Annotated in this window: 9 protein-coding genes; 4 read left to right on the forward strand and 5 right to left on the reverse strand. The window is 57.4% G+C overall.

Annotation, left to right across the window (positions count from 1 at the left end):
• Positions 1 to 2: 2 nt before the first annotated feature.
• Complete coding sequence (cyoB, locus tag ACI2JR_RS11215) at positions 3 to 1,976, reverse strand: cytochrome o ubiquinol oxidase subunit I (RefSeq protein WP_462478555.1); 1,974 nt, start codon at positions 1,974 to 1,976, stop codon at positions 3 to 5.
• A gap of 3 nt (positions 1,977 to 1,979) precedes the next feature.
• On the reverse strand, positions 1,980 to 2,891 hold the full coding sequence (cyoA, locus tag ACI2JR_RS11220; RefSeq protein ID WP_462478556.1) for a ubiquinol oxidase subunit II: 912 nt from the start codon (positions 2,889 to 2,891) through the stop codon (positions 1,980 to 1,982).
• A 276-nt stretch (positions 2,892 to 3,167) separates the two neighbouring features.
• Between cyoA and ACI2JR_RS11225 the strand changes: the two genes are divergently transcribed.
• The 4 genes from ACI2JR_RS11225 to ACI2JR_RS11240 all read left to right on the forward strand — a co-directional run bounded on the left by ACI2JR_RS11225 (position 3,168) and on the right by ACI2JR_RS11240 (position 7,834).
• Positions 3,168 to 4,565, forward strand: a complete 1,398-nt coding sequence (locus ACI2JR_RS11225; protein WP_462478557.1) for a PLP-dependent aminotransferase family protein — start codon at positions 3,168 to 3,170, stop codon at positions 4,563 to 4,565.
• Between the two features lie 216 nt (positions 4,566 to 4,781).
• Positions 4,782 to 5,159 carry a helix-turn-helix domain-containing protein gene (locus tag ACI2JR_RS11230; RefSeq protein WP_132725006.1) on the forward strand — a complete coding sequence of 126 codons (378 nt, stop codon included), beginning with the start codon at positions 4,782 to 4,784 and terminating at the stop codon, positions 5,157 to 5,159.
• A gap of 262 nt (positions 5,160 to 5,421) precedes the next feature.
• Positions 5,422 to 7,116: an assimilatory sulfite reductase (NADPH) hemoprotein subunit gene (cysI, locus tag ACI2JR_RS11235; RefSeq protein ID WP_462478592.1), complete on the forward strand. Its 1,695-nt coding sequence runs from the start codon at positions 5,422 to 5,424 to the stop codon at positions 7,114 to 7,116.
• A gap of 1 nt (position 7,117) precedes the next feature.
• Positions 7,118 to 7,834, forward strand: a complete 717-nt coding sequence (locus ACI2JR_RS11240) for a glutamine amidotransferase (protein WP_462478558.1) — start codon at positions 7,118 to 7,120, stop codon at positions 7,832 to 7,834.
• Positions 7,835 to 7,855: 21 nt separating this feature from the next.
• Here ACI2JR_RS11240 and ACI2JR_RS11245 read toward each other — a convergent pair whose 3' ends face one another.
• From ACI2JR_RS11245 to ACI2JR_RS11255, 3 genes are all read right to left on the reverse strand, one after another.
• Positions 7,856 to 9,172: a PQQ-dependent sugar dehydrogenase gene (locus ACI2JR_RS11245; protein WP_462478559.1), complete on the reverse strand. Its 1,317-nt coding sequence runs from the start codon at positions 9,170 to 9,172 to the stop codon at positions 7,856 to 7,858.
• Positions 9,173 to 9,175: 3 nt separating this feature from the next.
• Positions 9,176 to 9,610 (reverse strand): DUF2231 domain-containing protein, encoded by a 435-nt coding sequence (locus ACI2JR_RS11250; RefSeq protein ID WP_132725012.1) that lies wholly within the window; start codon positions 9,608 to 9,610, stop codon positions 9,176 to 9,178.
• A 95-nt stretch (positions 9,611 to 9,705) separates the two neighbouring features.
• Positions 9,706 to 10,629: a TIGR03571 family LLM class oxidoreductase gene (locus ACI2JR_RS11255; RefSeq protein ID WP_462478560.1), complete on the reverse strand. Its 924-nt coding sequence runs from the start codon at positions 10,627 to 10,629 to the stop codon at positions 9,706 to 9,708.
• Positions 10,630 to 10,956: the final 327 nt, after the last annotated feature.

The raw sequence follows: 10,956 nt of genomic DNA on the forward strand, positions 1-10,956 counted from the left end.
ATTTATACCTTGTTAACGTTAAGACTCAGGCGCTGGCGTTCGATCCGTTCCACTTCGCTGACGGGAACAAAGTAATCGGTATCGTCGTTATAGCTGCGGGCAATGACGCCGACGGCAATCGCCAGCGCGCAGCCAATCACCAGCCACCAGATATGCCAGATCAGACCGAAGCCCATCACGGTGCCCAACATGGCGATAATGAACGGACCGCCGGTATTGCGCGGCATATGAATCGGTTCGTAGCGCTCGCCGAAATTGTGTTTCCCGGCCTTTTTCGCCTCATGCCAGGAGTCAATGCTTGCCACATGGGGAACAATGGCGAAGTTATAGAACGGCGGCGGCGATGAGGTCGCCCATTCCAGAGTGCGACCATCCCACGGGTCGCCGGTCAGATCGCGGTTCTGATGGCGATCGCGGATGCTGACATACAGCTGGGCGATAAAGAACAAGATCCCGAACAGGATAAAGAACGCCCCCACTTCGGCCACCTTCAGATACGGCGCCCAGTCCGGGTTGTCGTAGTGATTAAGACGGCGGGTCATGCCCATAAAGCCGAGGATATACATCGGCATAAAGGCCAGATAGAAGCCGATAATCCAGCACCAGAACGAGTAACGCCCAAGCTTCTCATTCAGCCGGAAGCCGAACGCTTTCGGGAACCAGTAGGTAAACCCGGCCAGGTAGCCGAACAGCGCACCGCCGATGATCACGTTATGGAAATGCGCCACCAGGAACAGGCTGTTATGCAACAGGAAGTCGGCCCCCGGTATTGCCAGTAGCACGCCGGTCATGCCGCCGATGGTGAAAGTGACGAGGAAGCCGAGCGTCCACAGAATCGGCGTGGTGAACTCCAGCCGCCCGCGGAACATGGTGAACAGCCAGGTAAAGATCTTCACCCCGGTCGGGATGGCGATAATCATCGTCATAATACCGAAGAAAGCGTTGACGTTGGCGCCGGACCCCATGGTGAAGAAGTGGTGCAGCCAGACCAGGAAGGAGAGAATGCCGATCGCCAGCGTCGCGCCGACCATCGACTTATAGCCGAACAGCTTTTTACGCGCGAAGGTCGGCGTCACTTCGGAAAACACGCCGAAAGCGGGCAGTACGAGGATATACACTTCCGGATGCCCCCACGCCCAGATCAGGTTGACGTACATCATCGCATTCCCCCCCAGTTCGTTGGTGAAGAAATGCATATCGAGATAGCGATCGAGGGTCAGCAGCGCCAGCACGGCGGTGAGGATCGGGAAGGCGGCGACGATAATCGCGCAGGTGACCAGCGTGGTCCAGGTGAAAATCGGCATTATCATCAGCTTCATCCCCGGCGCGCGCATCTTGAGGATGGTGACGAACAGATTCACCCCGGTCAGCAGCGTGCCGAGTCCCGAAAGCTGCAGGCTCCAGATGTAATAATCCACGCCGACCCCGGGGCTGTATTGAATACCGGAAAGCGGCGGATAGGCAACCCAGCCGGTCTGGGCAAATTCCCCTACCCCCAGCGACAGGTTAACCAGAATCACCCCGCCGACGAACAGCCAGAAGCTGAGCGCATTCAGCCACGGGAAAGAGACATCGCGCGCGCCGATCTGCAGCGGCATCACGATATTCATCAGGCCCGTAAAAAACGGCGTGGCGACGAAGAAAATCATGATCACGCCGTGGGCGGTGAAAATCTGATCGTAGTGGTGCGGCGGCAGAAAACCTTCACTCCCGCCGCTGGCCACCGCCAGCTGAGTACGCATCATAATGGCATCGGCAAAGCCGCGGACCAGCATAATCAGCGCCACGAAGATGTACATAATCCCGATACGCTTGTGATCGACGGTCGTTAGCCAGTCGCGCCACAGAATCCCCCACTTTTTAAACGCCGTTAGCGCGACGAGAACCGCCGCACCGCCCAGCAAAATGGCGGCAATGGTTACCATGACGATAGGTTCATGGTAAGGAACGGCCTCCAGAGTCAACTTGCCAAACATATTTTACTCCCTGGAACTGGTTGAATTGTCCGAACTCATGTCATGCATATGGCTGCCCATATCCATCCCGGAGTCCATAAACTGGTCGATAACGCGCTGGAACAGACCATGCTCGACGGCGGAGAAATACTCCGGCGGGTGTTTCTCGCTGGGGAGCGCCAGCTGTTTGAAGCCGTTGAAATCCAACGGATGATTCCCTTCTTTCACCTGCCTGACCCAGGCGTCAAACTGCGCGGCGCTGGTGGCGTGCGCGACAAACTTCATATCGGAAAAACCCGGGCCGCTGAAGTTGCCGGACATCCCGGCATAATCGCCCGTCTCATTGGCGATCAGGTTCAGCTGCGTGCGCATCCCGGCCATCGCGTAGATTTGTCCGCCCAGCTGCGGGATGAAAAAGGTGTTCATGGTGGCGTCGGAGGTGATCTGAAAGGAGACCGGGCGATTCACCGGCAACACAAGGTCGTTCACCGTCGCGATCCCCTGTTCGGGATAGATAAATACCCATTTCCAGTCGGTGGCCACCACCTCAACGGTCAGCGGCGGCTGGGATGATTCCAGCGGACGATAAGGATCGAGGCGATGGGTGCTGACCCAGACGACGATCGCCAGTACCACGATAATGCACAGCGGAACGCCCCACACGATGATTTCTACCTTGTTGGAATGCGCCCATTCCGGGGTATATCGCGCGTGGCGATTGCCCGTCCGATAGCGCCATGCGAAAAGAAAGGTCATCACGATTGCCGGTATGACGACAATCAGCATCAGCATAATCGCGGTGATAATCAGATTGCGTTGCTCAATTCCCACCGCGCCTTTGGAATTGAACAATGCCCAGTTGCAGCCGCTCAGCAAAGGCAAAATACCCAGCGCCAGCGGCAGCCTGAGTGATTGACAGACTCGTTTTAACATCACATTGCGCCCTAAGATGCATGAATCACGCGGCTAACCGCATGGCCGGGTTTGAGGCTGGTCGAGAAAGTCGCTAAGCTGGGAAGGTTTAGCGCGGCATTGATACTCTGACGCGGCCGGTTACATTCGGGGAATCTGTTCATAGGCTCCTTTTCCGCATGGGTCGGTAACTCTCATGATTTACGCTCGAAAAAAACATACAAGTTAAAGATGTATGCATACATTTAATTTGTATTAATTAATTTATACTAATTTGTATGCTTTTATCCAGAGGGATGTATGAAAAATACGTCGGAGAAAGAAAAGACAAGTTTTCCTGACGCGACGTGGCTTCGCCCGCTGTCGCCCGCAGGCGGTCCCCGATACAAACAGATCGTCACGCAGATCGTCGAGGCGATAAATAACGGCATTCTCCAGCCAGGCGACCGTCTGCCGGCGCAGCGCGAGCTGGCGGCATGGCTGGCGGTCGATCTCACCACCGTGACCCGCGCCTATACCGCGATTCGCCAGCGCGGGCTGCTGCAGGCGGCCAGCGGACGCGGCTCTTTTATCGCCTTACCGCAGCAGATCCAGACCCATCTTGACCTCAGCATGAATATCCCGCCGGGTAACGAGCGGATTCTGCCGCTGATTGGCGAAGCGATGACCCGGATGCAGCTGAGCCCCGACGCGACCTCGCTGATGAGCTATCATCCTGGCGCCGGCGAACCGGCGGAGCGCGCGGCCGGCGCGCTGTGGCTGACGCCGCTGCTGGGACCGCTGGACAGCGCCAGGGTGGTGGTCAGCTCCGGAGCACAGGCGGCGATTAGCGCGCTGTTACTGCTGCTAACCCAGCCGGGGGAAGTGATTGTGGCGGACGAGCTCACCTATCCCGGTTTTATCGCCGCGGCCAGGCAGCTCGGGCGCAACGTGGTGGGGGTGAAGGGCGATGAGCAGGGCATGCTGCCTGAGTCGCTGCAGCAAGCCTGCCGCCAGCATGGGGCAAAAGTGGTTTATCTCAACCCGACGATCCACAACCCGACCGCCGTCACCCTCTCCGCAGCACGACGCCGGGAGATCGCCCGCCTGGCGACGGAAAACGGCTGGACGCTGCTTGAGGACGATCCCTACGGGCTGCTGCCTGCCGAGCCAATGACGCCGCTCTCCGCCCTCGCCCCGGCACACACCTGGTATATTGCCACCCTCTCCAAATGCCTGACCCCGGGGCTGCGTATCGCCTGGGTCGTCGTCCCCGAAGGGATGTCGTACGAGCCGCTGGCCCACGCGCTGCGCTCGCTGACCCTGGTGGCCAACCCGCTGATGTCGGCAGTGGTGACGGACTGGGTGCATACCGGTATCGCAGCCGAGCTTCTCAGCCAGCTGCGGGAGGAGAATCGCCGCCGCCAGCAGCTGGTGGCGTCGCTGCTGAGCCACCCTCTACAGGCACATCCCTACGGGCTGCACGTCTGGCTGAGGCTGCCCGCGCACTGGGATCCCTACAGCCTGACCAACACCGCCTCCCGGGCCGGGCTGGGGATTGCCCCTTCGCATGTTTTCAGCCCTGAAGGCCGGGGGCCGGGAGCGGTAAGAATCTCTCTTGGCGGCGCCCGCGATTGCCGCGAGTTGCAGCAAGGGCTGCGGCGTCTGGATACCGTGCTTAACGGCCAAAATTATCATCAATTGAACGAAATCGTTTAGTGAACCGCCTTCCAGCATGGCTGCCTCCTGCCAGCCATGCTTAAGGCATTTCCCCGCCGTGCGGCAGGGATGATGTGCAGAAAACGTCTGCGCCAAAGTCCCGGTAATACCGACTGCCGCAATACTGTTATCCATAAAAACCGCAATATTGTATATTTTGTTGTGTCTTAAATCGCATACGATGAAAACGGTATATCAAGAAAAGAACCAGTATCTATGCAACACCAGGCTCAATTACCCGACAACAAAAAACCTAACGAACAGGCGTTGATTAACGTTGCCATCCAGTATATTTATCAAAATATAAAAAATAACATTTCTGTCTATGATATCGCGGAATATTTAAATGTTTCCAGACAATATGTCCATCGTATTTTTAAGAAACGTACCGGGATGACCGTCGGCGCCTTCGTCACGAATAAAAAGATTGAATATGCGATGACGGATATCATCCTCGGGATTGAAGATACCGCCTCAGCCTACCTTAAGTATAATTTCAAAAGCAAACACGCATTTATCGGGCAGATTCAGCACTATATGCACGCCGCGCCTGCCACCTATAACCCGCAAACGTTCACCGCCCCTAAAAAATAAACGCTCTTGAGCGGTGGCGGATAAATATAAAGCCGGCCTCTCATGCGATGCCTCGCCTTCTGCTCTCGCGCCGTTAGCAAAATAATCGTTAACGCATATCGGAAAAACCGTTCAACAACGCATAATTATTAATTAGAACCGTAGGTTATAACAACTGTTATATCGATTAACAAACTAACTGTGCCTGTCGGTTAATTACCCGCTGTGATGTAATCCGCCCGTATTCTGGGTGAATTAACCCGCACATTTTGAGAACAATATGATGAGCAATGATAAACTTTCGGATAATGAGCGATTAAAGCAGCAGAGCCAGCTTCTGCGCGGCACGATTAAAGAAGATCTACATAACGAATTAACCGGCGGATTTCTCGGCGATAACTTTCAGCTGATCCGCTTTCACGGCATGTACCAGCAGGACGATCGCGATATTCGCCAGGAAAGAGCGGCGCAAATGCTGGAGCCGCTGCACACGGTGATGCTGCGGGTACGGTTACCCGGCGGGATCATCAGCCCGCAGCAGTGGCTGGGGATCGACGAGTTTGCGTCACAGCATACGCTCTACGGCAGCATCCGCATCACCAACCGCCAGGCGCTGCAGCTGCACGGCGTGCTAAAGCGCAATATCAAGCCGGTTCATCGGCTATTGCATCAGCTGGGTCTGGATTCACGGGCGACGGCGGGCGACGTCAACCGCAACGTGCTGTGTACCTCGAATCCGGTGGAATCCGGGCTCCATCATCAGGCATACGAATGGGCCAAAAAGATATCGGAGCACCTGCTGCCCAAAACCAATGCCTATGCTGAGGTCTGGCTGGACGGTGAAAAGATCAAGCAGCCGGAAGACGAGACCATCCTGGGCAACAGCTATTTACCGCGCAAATTTAAAACCGCGGTGGTCATCCCGCCGCAAAACGACGTCGATTTGCACGCAAACGATCTTAACTTTGTCGCTATCGGCGAGCACGGGCAGTTAACAGGCTTCAATGTGCTTGTCGGCGGCGGCCTGGCGATGACCCACGGCGACCATAGCACCTATCCACGCCTCGCGACGGCGCTAGGCTATATCCCCTTGAACGCCACCCTGGCGGTTGCCGCCGCCGTTGTTGCCACCCAAAGGGACTGGGGAAACCGCTCAAATCGACGCAATGCCAAAACGAAATATACGATCGATCGGGTAGGCATTGAGGTCTTTAAAGCGGAAGTCGAGCGGCGGGCTGGCATTGCATTTCAGACGCTGAAACCCTACGCCTTTAGCAGCCGCGGCGATCGTATCGGCTGGGTCGAAGGGATCGACGGTAAGCACCATCTTACCCTGTTTATCCCCAGCGGGAGATTGATTGATAAACCGGGCAAACCGCTAAAATCGGGGCTCGCCGCCATCGCCGCAGTCCATGACGGCGATTTTCGCTTAACGCCCAATCAAAACATCATCATTGCGGGCGTCAGCGAGCACAACAGAGCGCGGATTAACCAACTGGCGCAGCGGTATTGCCTGATTGATGAAACGGTATCGCCGCAGCGTAAAAGTTCGATGGCCTGCGTCTCTTATCCCACCTGTCCTCTGGCAATGGCTGAGGCCGAACGCGTGCTGCCAGGCATCATCGATCGCCTTGATGAGATCTTATTGCGTAACGGTATTGCCGATCGGTTGATAATATTTCGCGTCACCGGCTGCCCGAACGGCTGCGGCAGAGCGATGCTGGCCGAAATCGGTCTGGTGGGCCGCGCGGTGGGCCGCTACGATGTCTACCTCGGCGGCAACCGCGAGGGTACGCGTATCCCTCGCCTCTATAAAGAGAACCAGCCGCTTGAAGAGATTATCCACGAGGTTGACGCATTGATTAGCGCCTGGGCGCAGGCGGCTAACCTGGATGAGGCATTCGGCGACTTTGTGCTACGGACGAGGATTGTTCGCCCGGTGCTGAACTCCAGTCTCGACTTTTATCTGCAGGATTAAGATGGCCAGGCCGTTAGCGATTATTCAAATGGGCGAACCGCCGGCGGCCATCCGTCAGGCGGTCGGCGAGCAAAGCCAATGGTTGGTGCAGGCGCTCGCCTTAACGCGCGAGGAGTACCGGGTTATTCGCCCGGATCGCCACGATCCCCTGCCCGCCATCGGCGGGATCTGCGGCGCCATCATCAGCGGCTCCTGGGCGATGGTCACCGACCGGCTGGCGTGGAGCGAGGAGACCGCGCAATGGATACGCCGCGCCTACGCCCTGCATCTGCCGCTGCTGGGCGTCTGCTACGGCCACCAGCTGATTGCCCACGCGCTGGGTGGCGTGGTCGCAGATAACCCGCTGGGGAGCGAACGCGGGCTTCAGCTGATCCAGCTCGCCGAACACAGTACGGCCCCGCTGCTGAAGGCCTTTCCCGGACGTTTTTCGGCCTGGCTTTCTCACCAGCAAACCGTGCTGCGGCCGCCGGAAGGCGCCAGCGTGCTGGCGTTTTCCGCCCGGGACGCCTGCCAGATTCTGCGCTATAGCGACACGGCGTATTCGGTGCAGTTCCACCCGGAGTTTCACTGGGATATTATGGCCGCCTGCCTCAGCGCGTGCGACAAAGGGTTGGACATGGCCGAAATGCCCGGCGAACCGGGCTGGCCAAAAGCGCTGCTCAGGCGCTTCTATCATCTCTGGTGCAAGGACGAGGCGCCCCGCTTACGCCACTCATAATCGCGCATCGCGGGGGCCGGTCTATCTGGCGGCGGTGACGCGCCAGACGGTATTCCCCGCATCGTCCGCCACCAGCAGCGCGCCCTGTTTATCCATCGCCAGGCCTACGGGCAGACCGTGGGCTTCGCTGCCGCTGTCGTTGAGGAAACCGGTCACCACCGGCTCCGGATAGCCAACGGGTTTTCCCTCTTTGAAGGCGACCCAGGCGACGCGATAGCCATTTAAAGGCTTACGATCCCAGCTGCCGTGCTCGCTAATAAAAGCGCCGCCGCGATATTTTGCCGGTAAGCCCGTTCCGCTATAGAACCACAGGGCCAGCGGCGCGACGTGCGAGCTCAGGGCATAGTCGGGTTTAATGGCTTTGGCCACCAGATCAGGGCGCTGCGGCTGCACCCGGCGATCGATATGCTGACCAAAATAGCTATATGGCCAGCCATAGAACCCGCCCTCCTGCACAGAGGTGAGATAATCGGGGACCAGATCGGCGCCGATTTCATCGCGCTCATTGACGACCGCCCAGAGCTTTCCGCTCTGCGGTTCCCACTGCAGCCCCGTTGGGTTGCGCAAGCCGCTGGCATAAATACGGCTGGCTCCGCTCGCCACATCGACTTGCAAAACCGCCGCGCGCCGGTATTCCGCGCCGATGCCGTTCTCCGTGATATTACTGTTCGACCCCACGCCGACATACAGCGTCTTACCGTCCGGGCTGGCCAGCAGGGATTTAGTCCAGTGATGGTTAATCGGGCCTCCGGGAAGTTCCGTCAGCTCGACTCCCGGATCGTCGATCCGCGTCTGCCCGCTCTGATAGTGATATTTGCGCAGGCTATCGGAATTGGCGACATACAGATCGTTACCAATCAGCTGTACGCCGAATGGCGAATGCAGATTTTCCAGGAAGAGGTGTTTCTGCCACGTCACACCATCGCCATTGCTATTACGGAGCAGCGTGATGCGATTCCCGCCTTTGCCGCCCGCGCCGGAAAAGCTCTGCACCCAGCCCATGATCTTCTGTTTCGGCATGGAAACCGGATCGCCGGTACCGTTGGACTCAATCACCAGCACGTCGCCATTTGGCAATACGTAGAGCTGGCGCGGGTGCAGAAAACCATCGGCCATTTTCTCAATGTGCAGCCCGGCGGCGACTCTCGGTTTTTCCCCCTCTTTCCAGCCGACTCCCCGCGGTACCTTCATCGGCGGCAACAGGAAATTCTCCGCCGGCGGCAGCGTCGGTTCGGCGCCCATCTGTTGTTTCGGGTCCAGCGTGGAAGCATCGTCGCAGCCGGCCAGGCCGAGGGCCAAAGAGAGGGTCAGCAGGGAGAGGATATGTTGTTTTTTCATGGCTTATACCCCCGCCTTCTGGCGGCTACGAAGCGCCGTCTGAATATTGGCAATCGATAGCAGTAATACCACCAGCGTTGACAGTATGACTCCCTGAGGGACAACGGCATACGCATCCCGACTGTGGACGAAAGCATTAATAATCGCCAGCACAACGGCGGCCGCCGAGAGCCAAAAATCCACCTTCGGCGCTGAAAGCGCTGCGAAACCGCCTTTCCATACGTACACCAGGTTAATGAGCCGCGGAATAATCGCCAGCACCAGCCCAAAGCTAATCAACCACGCGGCGGCCAGGGTCCACAGAGAATTAAAGCTGGAGAGATAAATCAGATCGAAAATCCACGCGGCGGTGAAAAAGCCGACCGGTAGCGGGTTAAATAGCCCATATATCGCCACCGCCGAAGCGGCATGACGCGGAGAAAAAAGCGTATTTTGCATAGCACCTATCCTTTATTTGAATAATAAGGGGTATAACAAGCGATGAACCTTGCAGGTATAGTTAATCGCGTTACTGACACTGATATTTTATGCGGCTAAAGCGTTGGCTGATGGAAATGAGGCAAAACACTTTCGGCAATGTCGTGAAAAGTTTCTGCCAGCGGGCGCTGGTTATGCCGAAAATGCAGGCCAATATGATTCACCCCGGCCTGACGCATGGCATTTAATTCGGTGATTAATCCCTGCACGCCGGTCCGAATACCAAAATGGATGCGTTCAACGGGCGCATGCCGATCCGCCAGCAGATCAAGATGAATAAAGCTGATATAGGGTTTATCACCCGCCAGCTTGCGCCACAGCGCGACGCGGCGGACGTGTTCATTGGGTGTGCCGGGATAGGCCAGCCAGCCATCCATATGCTTGCCTACCCATTCCGGCGTCTGCTGCGCCAGGCCGGCAACAAGCAGGGGAGGATTCGGCGCCTGAGGTAACAGCTGCACTCCCTGCGGCAGCGCTTCGCCGTCGTCGGCGCGCAGAATCTCCACGCTGCGGCGAAAGCGTTCGCCGCGGGTGGCGTAATCGACATCAAAAATGGGATACTCCAGCGGCCGATCGCCGCTGGCGATCCCCAACAGCAGCCGATTGTGACTCAGGGTCTGGAGCGTGCGGGCCGCTTTTTTTACCAGCCAGGGCTGGCGTAAAGGCAGAACCACGGCGGCGGTCCCGAGTAAAATCGTCCGGGTCAACGCGGACAGATAGCCCAGATAGGTCATGGTTTCAAAGACCTGGGCCGCGTCAGCAAACGAGGGGTCGTAAAGCGGTACGTCTCTGATCCACGCCGCGCGAAAACCCAGCTGGTCGGCCAGGATAATAAGCTCTTCATGGCCTGAAAGATCGGGAATGCCGAAAGGACGCCCTTCCTGTACCCTTTTACGCTGTCCGCTGGCGGACCAGTCGTTATCCAGCGGAAGCTCAACCCCCACGGAAAAACCGCCTCGCGTTAATGCATCTAAACTCATGAACCGCTCCGTAACTTACCGATATATAAGGTGTTGGCGAGTGGCTGCAGCGCCCCATCGTGCGAGCGGGCGCTTTAACTGCGGGATAGTGCGGCGGATGCCGGAAGCGACCCGTACCGGGGTCAGGCATATGCTGACTTAGGGTGTACGCAGAGCCACTGACGTATGACTGCGGGTGAGTATGCGGCGCGTGACTTTTGCTATAAATACGCATTAACGCAAAATACTTTTGTCTTTAACGCAACAATGATTTTTACGGCGGTCAACCGGAGGGAAAATCAGCGGGATGGGCGTTTGCCGCCAGCCTCTGGGGGGCCGACGGGTTTC

This window comes from Klebsiella sp. NPDC088457 (genome assembly GCF_044900465.1).
Taxonomy (GTDB): Bacteria; Pseudomonadota; Gammaproteobacteria; order Enterobacterales; family Enterobacteriaceae; genus Klebsiella.